This is a genomic window from Pseudomonas sp. FG35 (assembly GCF_057809295.1).
Map to the genome: position 1 here is coordinate 1 of NZ_JBMDJR010000022.1, position 16,950 is coordinate 16,950.

The 16,950-nt window shown below is 60.6% G+C and carries 14 protein-coding genes; 8 read left to right on the forward strand and 6 right to left on the reverse strand.

Annotated elements, in window-relative coordinates; translation table 11 throughout:
• Nucleotides 1–205: 205 nt before the first annotated feature.
• From rdgC to sugE, 3 genes are all read left to right on the forward strand, one after another.
• Nucleotides 206–1,126 (forward strand): recombination-associated protein RdgC, encoded by a 921-nt coding sequence (rdgC, locus tag ACODTD_RS27170; RefSeq protein ID WP_007950430.1) that lies wholly within the window; start codon nucleotides 206–208, stop codon nucleotides 1,124–1,126.
• Nucleotides 1,127–1,200: 74 nt separating this feature from the next.
• Complete coding sequence (locus tag ACODTD_RS27175) at nucleotides 1,201–2,166, forward strand: bile acid:sodium symporter family protein (protein WP_085611471.1); 966 nt, start codon at nucleotides 1,201–1,203, stop codon at nucleotides 2,164–2,166.
• Nucleotides 2,167–2,284: 118 nt separating this feature from the next.
• Complete coding sequence (gene sugE, locus ACODTD_RS27180) at nucleotides 2,285–2,599, forward strand: quaternary ammonium compound efflux SMR transporter SugE (protein WP_285354599.1); 315 nt, start codon at nucleotides 2,285–2,287, stop codon at nucleotides 2,597–2,599.
• Nucleotides 2,600–2,641: 42 nt separating this feature from the next.
• On the opposite strand, the gene ACODTD_RS27185 is transcribed toward sugE, so the two are convergent.
• From ACODTD_RS27185 to ACODTD_RS27200, 4 genes are all read right to left on the reverse strand, one after another.
• Nucleotides 2,642–4,516 (reverse strand): MFS transporter, encoded by a 1,875-nt coding sequence (locus tag ACODTD_RS27185; protein ID WP_489105386.1) that lies wholly within the window; start codon nucleotides 4,514–4,516, stop codon nucleotides 2,642–2,644.
• 110 nt (nucleotides 4,517–4,626) lie between these two features.
• Entirely contained in the window at nucleotides 4,627–5,778 is a 1,152-nt protein-coding gene (locus ACODTD_RS27190; RefSeq protein WP_221616133.1) for a TDT family transporter, read from the reverse strand.
• A gap of 106 nt (nucleotides 5,779–5,884) precedes the next feature.
• Nucleotides 5,885–6,196 carry a cupin domain-containing protein gene (locus ACODTD_RS27195; protein ID WP_011333157.1) on the reverse strand — a complete coding sequence of 104 codons (312 nt, stop codon included), beginning with the start codon at nucleotides 6,194–6,196 and terminating at the stop codon, nucleotides 5,885–5,887.
• Between the two features lie 55 nt (nucleotides 6,197–6,251).
• Nucleotides 6,252–7,439 carry an MFS transporter gene (locus ACODTD_RS27200; RefSeq protein ID WP_221616134.1) on the reverse strand — a complete coding sequence of 396 codons (1,188 nt, stop codon included), beginning with the start codon at nucleotides 7,437–7,439 and terminating at the stop codon, nucleotides 6,252–6,254.
• 91 nt (nucleotides 7,440–7,530) lie between these two features.
• Between ACODTD_RS27200 and ACODTD_RS27205 the strand changes: the two genes are divergently transcribed.
• Both ACODTD_RS27205 and ACODTD_RS27210 read left to right on the forward strand, forming a co-directional pair.
• Entirely contained in the window at nucleotides 7,531–8,073 is a 543-nt protein-coding gene (locus tag ACODTD_RS27205) for a TetR/AcrR family transcriptional regulator (RefSeq protein WP_221616135.1), read from the forward strand.
• A 132-nt stretch (nucleotides 8,074–8,205) separates the two neighbouring features.
• Nucleotides 8,206–11,676 carry a hybrid sensor histidine kinase/response regulator gene (locus ACODTD_RS27210; protein WP_285354598.1) on the forward strand — a complete coding sequence of 1,157 codons (3,471 nt, stop codon included), beginning with the start codon at nucleotides 8,206–8,208 and terminating at the stop codon, nucleotides 11,674–11,676.
• Nucleotides 11,677–11,685: 9 nt separating this feature from the next.
• Here ACODTD_RS27210 and ACODTD_RS27215 read toward each other — a convergent pair whose 3' ends face one another.
• Nucleotides 11,686–13,050 carry a DNA recombination protein RmuC gene (locus ACODTD_RS27215; protein ID WP_285354675.1) on the reverse strand — a complete coding sequence of 455 codons (1,365 nt, stop codon included), beginning with the start codon at nucleotides 13,048–13,050 and terminating at the stop codon, nucleotides 11,686–11,688.
• 175 nt (nucleotides 13,051–13,225) lie between these two features.
• Nucleotides 13,226–13,549: an SEL1-like repeat protein gene (locus ACODTD_RS27220; protein ID WP_011333152.1), complete on the reverse strand. Its 324-nt coding sequence runs from the start codon at nucleotides 13,547–13,549 to the stop codon at nucleotides 13,226–13,228.
• A 954-nt stretch (nucleotides 13,550–14,503) separates the two neighbouring features.
• On the opposite strand from ACODTD_RS27220, the gene ACODTD_RS27225 reads away from it, so the two are divergent.
• The 3 genes from ACODTD_RS27225 to ACODTD_RS27235 all read left to right on the forward strand — a co-directional run bounded on the left by ACODTD_RS27225 (nucleotide 14,504) and on the right by ACODTD_RS27235 (nucleotide 16,905).
• Nucleotides 14,504–14,728 carry a hypothetical protein gene (locus ACODTD_RS27225; RefSeq protein ID WP_007950419.1) on the forward strand — a complete coding sequence of 75 codons (225 nt, stop codon included), beginning with the start codon at nucleotides 14,504–14,506 and terminating at the stop codon, nucleotides 14,726–14,728.
• Nucleotides 14,729–15,004: 276 nt separating this feature from the next.
• The gene (locus ACODTD_RS27230; protein WP_011333151.1) at nucleotides 15,005–15,487 is read left to right on the forward strand and encodes a hypothetical protein; all 483 of its coding nucleotides are present in this window, start codon (nucleotides 15,005–15,007) and stop codon (nucleotides 15,485–15,487) included.
• Nucleotides 15,488–15,633: 146 nt separating this feature from the next.
• Entirely contained in the window at nucleotides 15,634–16,905 is a 1,272-nt protein-coding gene (locus ACODTD_RS27235; protein WP_011333150.1) for an OmpP1/FadL family transporter, read from the forward strand.
• The last annotated feature ends 45 nt before the right edge of the window (nucleotides 16,906–16,950 follow it).

The following is a 16,950-nucleotide window of genomic DNA, read 5'->3' on the forward strand; positions in this document are numbered from 1 at the left end:
CATTCTGCTTGTAAGGCAGACGCTCTCCCAGCTGAGCTAATCACCCTTCGCTTCGGTGTGGCGCGCATTCTACGGAGCGACCCAACCTCTGGCAAGCACTTTTTTAAATAATTTTCTTAGCCCTTCCAAAGGCTTAGAGAAGGGTTGGCCTATGACCCGGCGAAGACAATAATGCCCCCCTTTGTATGAAGGAGAGACTCACCCCATGTGGTTCAAAAACCTGCTTATCTATCGCCTGACCCAAGACCTGCCTGTCGATGCCGAGGCGCTGGAAACTGCACTGGCCACCAAACTGGCGCGTCCATGTGCAAGCCAGGAGTTGACCACTTACGGTTTTGTCGCGCCGTTCGGCAAGGGCGAAGATGCTCCACTGGTGCACGTCAGCGGTGACTTTCTGCTGATCTCCGCCCGTAAAGAAGAACGCATTCTGCCGGGCAGCGTCGTGCGTGACGCGGTCAAGGAAAAGGTCGAAGAGATCGAAGCCGAGCAGATGCGCAAGGTCTATAAGAAGGAACGCGATCAGATCAAGGATGAAATTATCCAGGCTTTCCTGCCGCGCGCCTTTATCCGCCGCTCGTCGACCTTCGCCGCCATCGCGCCGAAACAGGGTCTGATCCTGGTCAACTCGGCCAGCCCGAAACGCGCCGAAGACCTGCTCTCCACCCTGCGTGAAGTGATCGGCACCCTGCCGGTTCGTCCGCTGACCGTGAAAACCGCGCCGACCGCCGTGATGACCGAGTGGGTCACCACCCAGCAAGCCGCCCCGGACTTCTTTGTGCTGGACGAGTGCGAACTGCGCGACACCCACGAAGACGGCGGCATCGTGCGTTGCAAGCGTCAGGACCTGACCAGCGAAGAAATCCAGCTGCACCTGAGCACCGGCAAGGTGGTGACTCAACTGTCGTTGGCCTGGCAGGACAAACTGTCGTTCATGCTCGACGACAAGATGACCGTCAAGCGCCTGAAGTTCGAAGATCTGTTGCAGGATCAGGCGGAACAGGACGGCGGCGACGAAGCCCTCGGCCAACTGGACGCCAGCTTCACCCTGATGATGCTGACGTTCGGCGACTTCCTGCCGGCGCTGGTTGAAGCACTGGGCGGCGAAGAGACACCGCAGGGGATCTAAGCCTCTGCGCAGTCTTTGGGTTATCTTCAAACGCCACCGCTTCGGTGGCGTTTTCACATAATAAGGAACAGGCCATGCGCGCACTGGCTGCACTGAGTCGTTTTGTCGGCAATACCTTCGCTTACTGGGTTCTGATTTTCGCGGTGATCGCGTTCCTCCAGCCGGCCTGGTTCCTCGGCCTCAAAGGCGCCATCGTGCCGCTGCTCGGGCTGGTGATGTTCGGCATGGGCCTGACCCTCAAACTCGACGACTTCGCCGCCGTCGCTCGCCATCCGTGGCGTGTGGCGCTGGGGGTCGTCGCGCATTTCGTGATCATGCCGGGGATGGCGTGGCTGCTGTGCCAGATCTTTCATTTGCCGCCGGAAATCGCCGTCGGCGTGATTCTGGTCGGTTGCTGCCCGAGCGGCACCTCCTCGAACGTCATGACCTGGCTGGCCCGTGGCGACCTGGCGCTGTCGGTGGCCATCGCCGCCGTCACCACCCTCCTCGCCCCGCTGTTGACCCCGGCGCTGATCTGGCTGCTGGCCTCGGCGTGGTTGCCGGTTTCGTTCATGGAATTGTTCTGGTCGATCCTGCAAGTGGTGCTGCTGCCGATCGTTCTCGGCGTGGTCGCGCAACGTGTGCTTGGTGACAAGGTGCGCCACGCGGTGGAAGTGCTGCCGCTGGTGTCGGTGGTCAGCATCGTGATCATCGTTGCCGCCGTGGTCGCCGCCAGCCAGGCGAAAATTGCCGAATCCGGTCTGCTGATCATGGCCGTGGTGATGTTGCACAACAGCTTCGGCTATTTGCTGGGGTATTTCACCGGACGCCTGTTCGGCCTGCCGCTGCCGCAGCGCAAGTCCCTGGCGCTGGAAGTCGGCATGCAGAACTCGGGGCTGGGTGCTGCGCTGGCCAGTGCGCACTTTTCGCCACTGGCGGCGGTGCCAAGTGCATTGTTCAGTGTGTGGCACAACATTTCCGGGGCGCTGCTGTCGACCTGGTTCCGGCGGATGAGCGAAAAAGAAGACCGTGAGACGTTGGCACAACAGACGGCCGACTGATTCCGGATCGCGGTGCAGCGCACATTTTTAGGTAGTATGTGCGCCACGCGGGGACGACCCTGCGGCTCAATCGAGTTTTCAATCAGGGGACGGCCCCGTCAATCGATGGAGGTCTTCCATGTCCTGGATCATTCTGTTTTTCGCCGGCCTGTTCGAAGTCGGCTGGGCTGTCGGCCTGAAATACACCGACGGCTTCAGCCGTCCGCTGCCCACCGCTCTCACCGTCGCCGCCATGGCAGTCAGCTTGGGCTTGCTGGGGCTGGCGATGAAGGAACTACCGCTGGGCACGGCTTATGCGATCTGGACCGGGGTCGGTGCCGTGGGCACGGTGATTGCCGGAATCATTTTGTTTGGCGAATCGATGGCGTTGATCCGCCTGGCCAGTGTGGCGTTGATCGTCGCAGGGCTGATCGGGCTCAAGGTCAGCGCCTGAGCCGTTGCCGCCATCCGTCAGGGATGGCGGCTTTCTTAACAACTACCTGACAGTCCCGCGCAACTCCCCGACCAACGCCTGCAACTCCGCCGGCTGCGCCGCTTCCACGGCGACCGGTGCACCCGCCACAAGCGTCACCCGCGACCACAAGCGCCGGAATACCCCTTTGTTCGGATCGCGACTGAAGAAACTCCCCCACAACCCCTGCAACGCCAGCGGAATCACCGGCACCGGCGTTTCTTCGAGAATCCGCGTCAGCCCGCCCTTGAACTCGTTGATCTCGCCATCGGCGGTCAACTTGCCCTCCGGGAAGATGCAAACCAGCTCACCGTCCTTCAGATACTGGGCAATCCGGGTGAAAGCCTTTTCGTAGATCTGAATGTCTTCGTGACGTCCGGCGATAGGAATCGTCCCCGCCGTGCGGAAGATAAAGTTCAACACCGGCAGGTTGTAGATCTTGTAGTACATGACAAAGCGAATCGGCCGACGCACCGCGCCGCCGATCAGCAAGGCATCGACGAACGAAACGTGGTTGCATACCAGCAACGCCGCGCCCTCATCGGGAATCGCCTCAAGGTTGCGATGCTCTACGCGGTACATGGAATGGCTGAGCAGCCAGATCATGAAACGCATGCTGAACTCGGGGACGATCTTGAAGATGTAGGCGTTGACGCCGATGTTCAGCAGCGACACCACCAGGAACAGCTGCGGAATCGACAGTTTCACCACACTCAACAACACGATGGTGACAATCGCCGAGACCACCATGAACAGCGCGTTGAGAATGTTGTTGGCCGCGATCACTCGCGCCCGCTCGTTCTCGGCGGTGCGTGACTGGATCAATGCGTACAACGGCACGATGTAAAAACCGCCGAAAATTCCGAGGCCCAACACATCGATCAACACCGCCCACGCATGGCCAAAACCGAGCACTTCGGTCCAGCTGTGGCCGACGGCGCTTTCCGGAATTCCACCGGAATGCCACCACAGCAACAAACCGAAAACCGTCAGCCCGAACGAGCCAAACGGCACCAGGCCGATCTCGACTTTGCGCCCGGACAGCTTCTCGCACAGCATCGAGCCCAGTGCGATACCGACCGAAAACACCGTCAGAATCAGGGTAACGACGGTTTCGTCGCCGTGCATCCACTCCTTGGCATAAGCCGGGATCTGCGTCAGATAAATCGCCCCGACGAACCAGAACCACGAGTTGCCGACAATCGAACGCGACACCGCAGGCGTCTGCCCCAGGCCGAGTTTCAAGGTCGCCCACGACTGACTGAAGATGTTCCAGTTCAGGCGCATTTCCGGGGTCGCCGCTGCTGCGCGCGGGATGCTGCGACTGGCCAGATAACCCAGCACCGCGATGCCGACAATCGCGGCGGACACCACCGGCGCGTAATTGGCCGACGACATCATCACCCCGGCCCCAATGGTCCCGGCCAGAATGGCCAGAAACGTGCCCATCTCCACCAGCCCGTTGCCGCCGACCAGTTCGTCGTCGCGCAAGGCCTGTGGCAGGATCGAATATTTCACCGGCCCGAACAGCGCCGAGTGCGTGCCCATGGCGAACAGCGCCACCAGCATCAATGACAGGTGATCGAACAGGAAGCCGACGGATCCCACGGCCATGATGGCGATTTCTGCCAGCTTGATCAGACGGATCAGCGCATCCTTGGCGAATTTTTCCCCGAACTGCCCGGCCAGCGCCGAGAACAGAAAGAACGGCAGAATAAACAGCAACGCACACAGGTTGACCCAGATCGAGCGGTCACCCTCGATGGTCAGCCGATAGAGAATGGCGAGGATCAGCGACTGCTTGAACACGTTGTCATTGAACGCGCCCAGCGACTGGGTGATGAAAAACGGCAGGAAGCGCCGGGTACGCAGCAGGTTGAACTGTGAGGGGTGACTCATCTTCCGTGTGACCCTGTTGTTTTTGGAAAGAGAAGGTAGTCAGTGGCCTGGCTACGATTATAAGAATCTCGAACCGCGATCCAGGCCACACATTACCTAATCTTCGCAGGTTATTTCTTCAAACCTGCAATGCACGGTGAAACAAACAGCTCGCCGCGCCACGCACCTTGCAGCGTGCGTTTGCCGACGATCAGCCACATCACCGCCAGCAACGCCACCAGCACACAACCGGCCACACTGAAGAACGTCAGGTGCAAGGTGCTGCCCAGTTTCAGGGTTGCCAGCGAATACACACCCAACGGGAAGGTGAAGCCCCACCAGCCGAGGTTGAACGGAATGCCGTCACGCAGGTAACGCAAAGTGATCAGCAGCGCCATCAACATCCACCACAGACCGAAGCCCCACAGCGTGAGCCCGGCGACCAGGCCCAGGCCCGACGCCATTTCGCCGATGCCCGGCAGACCGTTGGCCGTGAAGATCGCCGGGGCGTCGCCACCCAGCAGCAACATGCCCAGGGCGCCGGTGCCGATTGGCCCCAAGGCCAGCCAGCTCGAGGCTGCCATGTTTTCGTGGGGCAGTTTGTGCAAGGCCATGCGCAGCAAGAGGATGGTCAGGATGCTGAACGCCACTGGCAGGGAAAAGGCCCAGAGCACGTAACTGGTCACCAGCACCACCAGTTGCGAGTGCGCATCAGCGAGATGCGGCACCAGCAGTCCACCGCTGGCCGCGGCCACTTCTGCCGCCACCACCGGCAGCAGCCAGACGGCGGTCATCTGATCGATGCTGTGTTCCTGACGGGTAAACATCATGTAGGGGATCAACACACCGCAGGCCAGCGACATCCCCACGTCCAGCCACCACAATGCTTCAGCTAGATGAATGACCCCGTCGCCCCAGCGCGGCAGACCGAACAGCAGAAAGCCGTTGATGATGGTCGCCAGGCCCATGGGAATGGTGCCGAAGAACATCGAAACCGTGGAGTGGCCGAAGATCCGCCGCGCTTCGTCGAAGAACAGAATCCAGCGCGCGGCGTAGGCAGCGGTAAACAGCACGAACAACAGAATGTTGAACAGCCACAGCCCTTCGGCCACCGCGCGCAGGCCGGGAATGGACACCGGCAATTGCGCCAGCGCCAACGCCAGCACGCCGGTGCCCATGGTGGCGGCGAACCAGTTCGGGGTGAATTGACGGATCACTTCAAGCGGGTGCTGAAGCTGGCTGAATGGCTTGATGCCGGGTTTGACGCTATTGGGGCAAATCATTCATGAACTCCTGTCCTCAGGTGAGGTTGAGTCCATGGTAGAACTGAATCGAATATCTATATAACGGGTAATATCTCTAACTGTTATCTGTTTTGTAGATATGCGGTCAGACACTACCTTCGGTTTCGATCACCAGAATCCGCGCTGCGCCCTGAGGATGAGCGACGTGTTCAGTGCCAATGCACGCGTAAAAGATGTCGCCAACGTCGAGCAAGGCCTGCTTCTCCTCACCTTCTTCGCGATAGTGCATGAGCACCTGACCGTCAAGCACCACAAACACTTCTTCACCGTCATTGACGTGCCATTTGTAAGGCTGATCGGTCCAGTGCAGGCGCGTGGTGATGCCGTTCATATTGGCGATGTCGAGCGCGCCCCAGGCGCGCTCGGCGGTAAAGGTCTTGCTGCGGATAATCTTCATGCGTCGATCCGTGAGAAGAAGTGGGGCTGGCCAAGGCTAACCGAATCCGACGGGCTTATGGAGCGCTGCAGGTCTTCGCCGCTTGCGCCCGGAAACTCATCAACAGCGCACCGACCGCCAACACGATCAGCACTGCACCATACACATCGGTGGTGGCCAGCAGGCCCACGCTATGAGTGAAGTGCCCTGCCAGCAACGCCGGCAGGCAGAACGCCAGGTAACTCAGCACATAAAACGCCGACATCAAACCAGCCCGCTCATGGGGCAACGCCAGCGGCACCAGGCTGCGCACAGCGCCGAGAAAACCGGAGCCAAAGCCACAACCGGCCACCAGCGTGCCGAAGAAGAACAGCGACAGGCTGGCGCTGTGCACGCCCAACAGAATCAGCACGACACCGGCCGGCAGCAGACTCGCCCCGAGTTGCAGCGCGCGGGAGGCAGGACGATTGCGCAACGTGAAGATCATCAATGCACCGGTCACGGTCAGCGCCGCCACGGTCGCGCCGCCGATCAGATTGGAGGTGGAGCCGGTGGCCGTGCGCACCAGCGACGGCGCCAGCGAGGCATAGAAGCCGCCGAGCGCCCAGGTCGCGGTGTTCAGCGGCAACACTCGCCACAGCGTCGAGCGGGCCTGAACCGGCACGTGCAGGGTCGGCCGTAACGAGGCCCACGCTCCGGCCTGCGGCGAGACGCTTTCCGGCAGGCGCCAGACATAAATGCCCTGCAACACAAACAGCGCGAGCAGCAGCCAATAGGTCAATTGCAACGGCGCCGGGGCGAATTCCGCCAGCAAACCGCAGCCCATGCCGCCCAACGCCATGCCCAGCAAAGGCGCAACGCTGTTGATCAACGGCCCCTGCTGGCGATCAGTGTCGAGCAGCGTTGCGCTCAACACGGCGGTGGCCATGCCGGTGGCGAAACCTTGCAGCACTCGCGCGCCGATCAGCCAGCCCACGCTGTCGGCATAGATAAACAGCAGCATCGCCAGCGCATTGAGCGTCACGGCGGTGAAGATCACCGGTTTGCGTCCCAAGTGATCCGACAGCGACCCGACCGTCAGCAACGCGGCCAGCAGACTGAGGGCATAGACGCCAAAAATCAGGGTCAGTACCGCTGCCGAAAAATGCAGCTGATCCTGATACAGGTGATACAACGGCGTCGGCGCAGTGGAAGCGGCGAGAAAACTCAGTAAGGTGATCGCCAGAAACCACAGGCTGGAACGGTTGGAAGCAAGGCTGGTCATGGGCACACTCCGCAAAAGCTAATTTTTTGCTTTTGCGGAGTGTGCTCTCGGCTTGCGCTTAAAGCAAATTCTTTGTGTTAAGGTCTGCCGCATGGCTATTAAAGAAGGTTTACGCCCCGGCGGTCGCAGTGCCCGGGTGCAAGAGTCGATTCATTCGGCAGTCCGCGCGCTTCTGCAAGAACAGGAGCGCTCAACGGTGACCGTCCCGCAAATCGCGGCGCGCGCCGGTGTGACGCCGTCGACGATTTATCGGCGTTGGGGCGATCTGGCGACCTTGCTGGCCGACGTCGCCCTCGCCCGCATGCGCCCCGACAGCGAGCCGGCGGAAACCGGCAGTCTGCGCAGCGATATCCGCGCGTGGGCGGAACAATATCTCGACGAAATGAGTTCGGAGCCAGGGCGCAACATGATGCGCGACGTGCAGGCGAGTGCAACGCCGGGCTACTGCGTGGCGATCATCGGCGCGCAGTTGCAGACCATCATCGAGCGCCACCCCAAGGAACCGGCGCCGAGCGTGGATCGGCTGATCAATCTGGTGGTGTCCCCGGTGGTATTTCGCATTCTGTTTTCGGCAGCGCCGCTGGAAGTCGAAGAACTGCACCGCCTGATCGACCTCGCGCTCAAACCGGACTGATCAGAACTGCCCGGTTCTGTTCCTGCGACACCCCGCCGCGCCACGACCTTGGTCGACACTGACTAACCGCCGCGCCCGTGCGAGACTGTCTGACCGGGCGCGAGTCCGGTCGTTTTCTGTCGGGAGTGTTCCATGTCGTTGTCCACCGGGCTGATCGCCGCCGTCGCCCTGGCCTATATGGCCATCATGTTCGCCATCGCCTTCTACGGCGACCGTCGCAGCACCCCGCTGCCGCCACGGGTGCGTGCCTGGGTGTACAGCCTGTCGCTGGCGGTCTATTGCACCAGCTGGACGTTCTTTGGCGCGGTCGGTCAGGCCGCCGAACAACTGTGGTCATTCCTGCCGATCTATCTCGGGCCGATCCTGCTGTTGCTCGGTGCGCCGTGGGTGCTGCAGAAAATGGTGATGATCAGCAAACAGGAGAACATCACCTCCATCGCCGACTTCATCGCCGCCCGCTACGGTAAATCCCAATCGCTGGCGGTGGTCGTCGCGCTGATCTGTCTGGTCGGCGTTCTGCCTTATATCGCTTTGCAGCTCAAAGGCATCGTCCTCGGTGTGAACCTGCTGATCGGGGCCGGCGCCGACGCCATGGGCACCCGTGCCCAGGACACGGCGCTGATCGTGTCGCTGGTGCTGGCGCTGTTCACCATCGTTTTCGGTACGCGCAACCTCGACGCCACCGAGCACCACCGCGGCATGGTGCTGGCGATTGCCTTTGAATCGCTGGTCAAACTGTTTGCCTTCCTCGCCGTCGGCGCTTTCGTCACCTATGGGCTGTATGACGGTTTCGACGACCTGTTCAATCAGGCGATGCTCGCCCCGCGCCTTGAGGAATACTGGAAAGAAACCATCAACTGGCCATCGATGGTGGTGCAGACCGGCGTGGCGATGATGGCGATCATTTGCCTGCCCCGGCAGTTTCACGTGACAGTGGTCGAGAACATCGACCCGCAGGATCTGCGCCTGGCCAAATGGGTGTTCCCCGCCTACCTCGCATTGGCCGCGCTGTTTGTCGTCCCGATCGCCCTGGCCGGTCAGATGATGTTGCCCAGCTCGGTCATCCCCGACTCGTTCGTTATCAGCCTGCCACTGGCCCAGGCTCACCCGGCGCTGGCGATGCTGGCGTTTATCGGCGGTGCGTCGGCAGCCACCGGCATGGTGATCGTGGCGAGCGTGGCGCTGTCGACCATGGTCTCCAACGACATGTTGTTGCCATGGTTGCTGCGCCGCAACAACGCCGAGCGCCCGTTCGAAGTGTTCCGTCAGTGGATGCTCTCGGTGCGTCGGGTCAGCATCGTGGTGATTCTGTTGCTGGCTTACGTCAGCTACCGTTTGCTCGGTTCCACTGCGAGCCTGGCAACCATCGGCCAGATCGCTTTCGCGGCAGTCACCCAACTGGCCCCGGCGATGCTCGGCGCGCTGTACTGGAAACAGGCCAACCGCCGCGGCGTGTTCGCCGGCCTCGCCGCCGGTACGTTCCTGTGGTTCTACACCCTGGTCCTGCCGATCGCTGCGCGCAGCCTGGGCTGGTCGCTGGACAGCTTCCCCGGCCTCGCCTGGCTGCACAGCAACCCGCTGAACCTGCCGATTACCCCGCTGACCCAAGGCGTGGTGCTATCGCTGGCGGGTAACTTCACGTTGTTCGCCTGGGTTTCGGTGCTGTCGCGCACGCGGGTGTCGGAGCACTGGCAGGCCGGGCGCTTCATCGGTCAGGAAATCAGCGCACGGCCAAGCGCACGCTCGATGCTGGCGGTGCAGATCGACGACCTGCTGCAACTGGCGGCACGCTTTGTCGGTGAAGAACGCGCCCGGCAGAGTTTCATCCGCTTCGCCTACCGTCAGGGCAAAGGCTTCAACCCGAATCAGAACGCCGACGGCGAATGGATCGCCCATACCGAGCGATTGCTGGCGGGTGTCCTTGGCGCATCTTCGACGCGAGCTGTAGTAAAAGCCGCCATCGAAGGTCGGGAAATGCAGCTGGAGGACGTGGTACGGATCGCCGACGAAGCGTCGGAAGTGCTGCAGTTCAACCGCGCGCTGCTGCAAGGCGCCATCGAAAACATTACCCAGGGCATCAGCGTGGTCGACCAGTCGCTGAAGCTGGTGGCCTGGAACCGCCGTTATCTGGAGCTGTTTAACTACCCGGACGGCTTGATCAGCGTTGGCCGGCCGATTGCCGACATCATTCGCCACAACGCCGAGCGTGGCTTGTGCGGCCCCGGTGAAGCGGAAGTTCATGTCGCCCGGCGCCTGCACTGGATGCGTCAGGGTCGTGCTCACACGTCCGAGCGTTTGTTCCCCAACGGCCGGGTGATCGAACTGATCGGCAACCCGATGCCCGGCGGCGGTTTCGTCATGAGTTTCACCGACATCACCGCGTTCCGCGAAGCCGAACAGGCCTTGACCGAAGCCAACGAAGGGCTGGAGCAACGGGTCAGCGAACGAACCCAGGAACTGTCGCAACTCAACGTCGCACTGACCGAAGCCAAGGGCAATGCCGAGGCGGCCAACCAGTCCAAGACCCGCTTCCTCGCCGCCGTCAGTCACGACCTGATGCAGCCATTGAATGCGGCGCGGCTGTTCTCCGCCGCCCTCTCCCATCAGGCGGACGGCTTGAGCGAGGAAGCGCAGAAACTGGTGCAGCATCTGGACAGTTCGCTGCGTTCGGCCGAAGACCTGATCAGCGACCTGCTGGACATTTCCCGCCTGGAAAACGGCAAGATCAACCCGGATCGCAAGCCGTTCGCGGTCAATGAGCTGTTCGATATTCTCGGTGCCGAGTTCAAGGCACTGGCCCAGGAACAAGGCCTGAGTTTCCGGGTACGTGGCAGTCAGCTGCGCATCGACAGCGACATCAAGTTGCTGCGACGCATTCTGCAGAATTTCCTGACCAACGCGTTCCGCTACGCAAAAGGCCCGGTGCTGCTGGGCGTGCGTCGGCGTAAAGGCGAAATCTGTCTGGAAGTGTGGGATCGCGGACCGGGGATTCCGGAGGACAAACAGCAAGTGATCTTCGAGGAGTTCAAACGCCTCGACAGTCACCAGACCCGCGCCGAAAAAGGTCTGGGCCTGGGCCTGGCGATCGCCGATGGCCTGTGCCGCGTACTCGGCCACACCTTGCGTGTGCGCTCATGGCCGGGGCGCGGCAGCGTGTTCAGCGTTCGTGTGCCGTTGGCCAAAGCGCAGACCGTGCAGCCAACCGCGGCGGTGGAAATAAACGGTAAATTGCACAGCGGCGCGCAGGTGCTGTGCATCGACAACGAAGACAGCATTCTGATCGGCATGAACAGCCTGCTCACGCGCTGGGGCTGTCAGGTGTGGACGGCGCGCAACCGCGAAGAATGCGCGGCACTGCTCGACGAGGGCGTGCGCCCACAGTTGGCACTGGTGGACTATCACCTGGATCACGGCGAAACCGGCACCGATCTGATGGCCTGGTTGCGCACAAGACTGGGCGAGCCGGTGCCCGGCGTGGTGATCAGTGCCGACGGACATCCGGAAACCGTGGCCCAGGTGCACGCGGCGGGGCTGGATTACCTGGCCAAACCGGTGAAACCGGCGGCGTTGCGGGCGTTGTTGAGTCGCTACTTGCCGCTCTAGCAGAGCGGCTTATTCAGGCAGCTCGACCAGGCCGTCGGCGTCGGTCATCGCGCGTTCCAGCAGATCCGCCGGCAAGCTTTTGCTGGCCCGCGCGCCGAGCAACTTGAGCTGCTCGCTGCGGCTGACCAGGTTGCCGCGCCCTTCCGTCAGCTTGTTGCGCGCCGCGCTGTAGGCCTTGTCCAGTTGCTGCAAGCGATTGCCGACTTCGTCCAGATCCTGAATGAACAACACGAACTTGTCGTACAGCCAGCCGGCGCGCTCGGCGATTTCCCGGGCGTTCTGGCTCTGGCGCTCCTGCTTCCACAAGCTGTCGATGACCCGCAGCGTCGCCAGCAATGTGGTCGGGCTGACGATCACGATGTTGCGGTCGAAGGCTTCCTGAAACAGCGTCGGCTCAGCCTGCAACGCAGCGGAAAACGCCGCTTCGATGGGCACGAAAAGCAAGACGAAATCGAGGCTGTGCAAGCCTTCCAGACGTTTGTAATCCTTGCCGGCCAGGCCTTTGACGTGGCTGCGCAAGGACAGCACGTGCTGCTTCATGGCGATCTGGCCGATGGCATCGTCGTCGGCGGCGACGTATTGCTGATAGGCGGTGAGGCTGACCTTGGAGTCGACCACCACCTGCTTGTCGCCCGGCAGATAAATGATCACGTCCGGCTGGAAACGCTCGCCATCCGGCCCCTTGAGATTGACCTGGGTCTGGTACTCGCGCCCCCTCTCCAGCCCGGCATGCTCAAGCACGCGCTCGAGAATCAGCTCGCCCCAGTTGCCCTGGGTTTTCTGGCCCTTCAGAGCGCGGGTCAGGTTGGTCGCTTCATCGCTCAGGCGCAGGTTCAGTTGTTGCAAGCGTTCCAGTTCCTTGGCCAGCGAAAAACGCTCGCGGGCTTCGGCCTGATAGCTTTCCTCGACGCGTTTTTCGAACGACTGGATGCGCTCCTTCAACGGATCGAGCAATTGGCCGAGGCGTTGCTGGCTGGTTTCGGCGAAACGTTGTTCACGCTCATCGAAGATCTTGCCGGCCAGTTCGGCGAACTGCGCGCGCAGCTCGTCGCGGGAACCTTGCAGGTCATCCAGGCGTTGTTGATGGCTTTCCTGTTGCTCGCGCAACTCGGCATTCAGCGAAGCGGCCTGGGCGTCCAGGCGGCGCAATTCAGCTTCCTTGTTGGCGCGCTCGAGGTTCCAGGCGTGGGCGGCGTCACGAGCGTCATCGCGCTCGATCTGCAGCAGCTCGACTTCCCGGCGCACGGCGGCGAGATCCGCCTGCTTGGCGGCATTGGCCTGGCCGAGGTCGGCGATTTCATCGCGGCAGGCTTCAAGTTGAGCATTGAGGCCATCCTGGGCCATCTGCGCCATGGCCAGCCGCTCTTCGAGCAACGCGACTTCAGACTGGTTCTGACTGGCCCGACGTTGCAGTTGCCAGGCCAGTGCCAGCAGCGGCACCGCCGCACCTGCCAGCCCCAGCAGGATGCTGGTCAAGTCCATCGCCATAGTGATTCCCGCCAATCCGATAAAGCCTGAAGGTTAACCAAGGCGTCTGGTCTTGGACAGCTCAGTCTTCGATCAGGCCGAGTTCCTGTTGCGCGCGTCGGTCACCGGCACGGGCGGCCTGGCGCAGCAGGTCCTGGCCGATCCGCCGATCCCGGGCATTGCCGCACTCGCGGCACATCAACTGGCCGAGGCGACTCTGCGCCGCGACCACCCCCTCCCGGGCCGGTTGCTTGAGCAGGCGGCCGGCGAGGTGCTTGGCATTCTGGCTGTCGCCCAGTCGGGGGCTGTCCAGCAGCCATTCGGCCACGCGCACGGAAAATCGCTTGGGAGCGGTAACACGAGGGGGTTGGGAGGTAACAGAGTCTGTAGCTGAACGAAACTTCATAAAGCACTGTGGGACAGATCGGAAGGCGCGCCACTCTACTCTTTTTTTCGCACAGGTAAAGTCGAAAAAAACCCGGCACGCCCGTGCTAGAGCAAGCGCTCGGGACAATCCACAGAAGCTGTGGATAACTCAGTGGACAACCGTCCTCCAGTCGCCGCAAAGCCTTGTGGAATGGGGCTCTCAGTCAAACTGACGATTTTTTCACCAGTAAAAAAAAGCGATGTTTTTCATTGACTTAAACTTTCGTTACAGGCAGCCACCGGGGTCAGGATCGTTATGACAGCACCGTTACAGTCTGCGCAACTAATGTGCACAAGTACCTGCTACGCGGTTATATCGATGCGCCTTTTCGGGTCGTTTTGGCATTCGGCCTGGGGATAGGCCTCTGCGTCGAGCTTCCGCGCCTGCCAGGTTGTGGCGACCGACGGTCATGATCTGAACCGGATCGGGGCAAGTTTCAAGGCCTGGGCGATATCTCGGGATTTTTTTGTTCAGCGGGTTTGCCTTCTTTGGAGCGTTCGGTTAGTATCCGCGGCGTTAGTACCAAGCTGAAAGTCAATTCCGGTCGAATACACCCCCACGGTCAAGGTTCTCTCACAGAAGCCTTCACCGAAAAAAGCGGGATCGACCCCTCGATGGTTTCCAGGTAAATCTTGCGACGACACAGCCTTTGAACTGAATGCAAAGGGTGTTGCGAAGACCATTTACTCTGACCTAACCAACCTGCAAATTGATCAGGATCTTCACCCCGGGCCCAGAACCTCTGCCCTCGATGTGTTGCCTGTCCTCCTAAGTACCTACCTGCCAGCCCAAGCGCGCCAACTTTTATAGCGCTCGAACTGGCTGCCTTGTTCCAGTCGGGTTCTTCGTTCGACCAATGGTGGTTGACGTTACTGGAACGTTTTAACGTTGCACGGTTCTTATCCGTGTCATTTGTAGGAACACCTAATAACTATGTCGACTCAAATCCAGACTCAGGATGCCATTCGCACCCTAACCAACGCTTTTGCCCCAATGAACTGCCTGATCATGGCCGCTCGCAAAGGCTGCTTCAGCTTCACCGTGGTCAATGAACACGGGATCGCCCGCCACAGCGAGCGTCTGTACCCCGATCAATACTCCAGCGCCGAACCGCTGCAGGCCGTGATTGATCGCACCCGTCAGGCATTGATCGCCTGAGAGGCCGAAATGGCTGCAAAAGCAAAAGCCCCGCTGAAAATGCGGGGCTTTTTATTGCCCGATATTTCACCCTTACCCTTTTCGCTTAAGCACCAACCGATATAACGGTTATAACGCGTCACCGGAAATATTTTAAAAACAGGCCTTTACGTCGCGAATATGACACTACACTTCAACTCAAGCGGCGTGATCCGCTTCCGGCGAGCCTGAGTCGATCCACAGCTGCCAAGCTCCCCTTCAGGTCTCGCCGCCCGAATAACAAGATCCGAGGGTTTTATGGGTATCGCTGCCAGCGAACTGTGCCGCTACGTGATCCGTCCTACGCTGATCTACCTGGGACGCCACTGCGCAACTGCCGAATCCCTTCTGCTGGGCATTGCCGCCAGCCAGTCCGCCCTCGGTTCCGCCCTGCATGACCGCCGTGGCCACGGCCTGTACCGGATTGCCGAACACCGTCATCAGGCCCTCTGGGACCATTACCTGGCGCTGGATCCGGAACGCGCCAGCCTGGTGCGCGGCCTCGCCAGCCAACATGCATTTCTCAGCGGGCCGCACCTCGAACTGACCGTCAACCTGCGTTACGCCACGGCCATCGCCTGGCTGCTGGTGGAAGAACAAAACCCCATCCTCCCCGAGCCGGACGATCTGCTGGGCATGGCGCGCATCTGGCGTCAGACCTTCCAGCCTCAAGGTCGTCTGCGCGATTTCACCTGCGCCTGGCAAACCTGTGTTTCACCGCTGAATCAGGTCGCTTGCTGACCCACCGGTTTTGCAACATCGCCCAACGAGTAGCGAATCTGGTCGGATTGTCCTACAAAACCGCTCTAACTCAAGGCATACGGACTATAGCGCCGGGACGAAAATGTTGGTAATTTTCGCCCCGGTGATCACCAGGAGTTCTAATAATGAAAAAAGTCATGCTCAAAACCACCCTTAGCCTTGCCGTAACCGTGGCATCCACCCAGATCTTCGCGGCTGGCTTTGCCATCAACGAACACAGCATCAGCGGGATGGGGACTGGGTACGCCGGGCGATCTTCTTCTGCCGACGACGCAAGCACTGTTTACGGCAACCCTGCCGGCATGTCGCGCATCACGCGCGAACAAGTCACCGGTGGCGTTGCATTCCTCGATGCAAAAACCGATATCAGCGACGCCAGCTCCAGCCCGAACGGCGGCAGCAACAAAGGCGACATGGTGCCCTTCACCTCCGTACCTATGGGCTACTACGTCAAGCCGATCGACGAGCATTGGGCATTCGGTCTGGGTGTGTACGTACCCTTCGGCCTGATCACCGACTATGAAAACGGCTTCGCCGGCCGTTACTTCGGCAGCAAGTCCGAAGTCAAGATCATTACCTTCCAGCCAACCGTCAGCTACAAGTTCAACGACGTCGTGTCGATCGGTTTCGGCCCGACCATCAACCGTATCGACGGCTCGCTTGAATCAAACCTGTCGATCACCCAGGCTGCGCCGGACGGCAAGGTCAAGATCAAGGGTGACGACACCGCACTGGGCTACAACATCGGGGTGCTGGTACAGGCTACCGACAGCACTCGCCTGGGTCTGACCTACCACTCGAAAGTCGACTACAAGCTCGAAGGCAACACCAAGGTCAACTACGGTGTGCTGGGCGCGATCGGCCTGGGTGCGAACCAGAAGTACGACGCTTCGCTGAAGATCACCACGCCTGAATCCGTGGACCTCTCGGTCACCCAGGCGATCAACGATCGCTGGAACGTCTACGCCGGTACCACCTGGACCCGCTGGAGCCAGCTGGAAAAGATCACCGTCAAGAACTCCGGCGTTCAGCCACTGCTGGCTGGCCAGTTCGGCGAGATCACCGAAGAACAGAACTGGCATGACACCTGGGCGTACGCCATCGGTACGTCCTACCAACTGAACAAGGAATGGGTACTGCGTACCGGTCTGACGTTCGACCAGTCGCCGACCAACAACGTCGACCGTTCGCCACGCATACCGACCGGCGACCGGACCATCTTCAGTATCGGTGCCGGCTGGAGCCCGACCGAAGACCTGACCATCGACGTTGCCTACTCGTACCTGAAGGAAGAGAAGGTCAACATTCGCAACACAAACGATCGTGGCCAGAGCTACAACTCGCAGTATGAAAACTCGGCAAACGGCTTCGGTGTCGGCGCAACCTACCGCTTCTGATGCTGCACGGCGAGGCTAACCCCTCGCCATAAAAAGCCCCGCTCT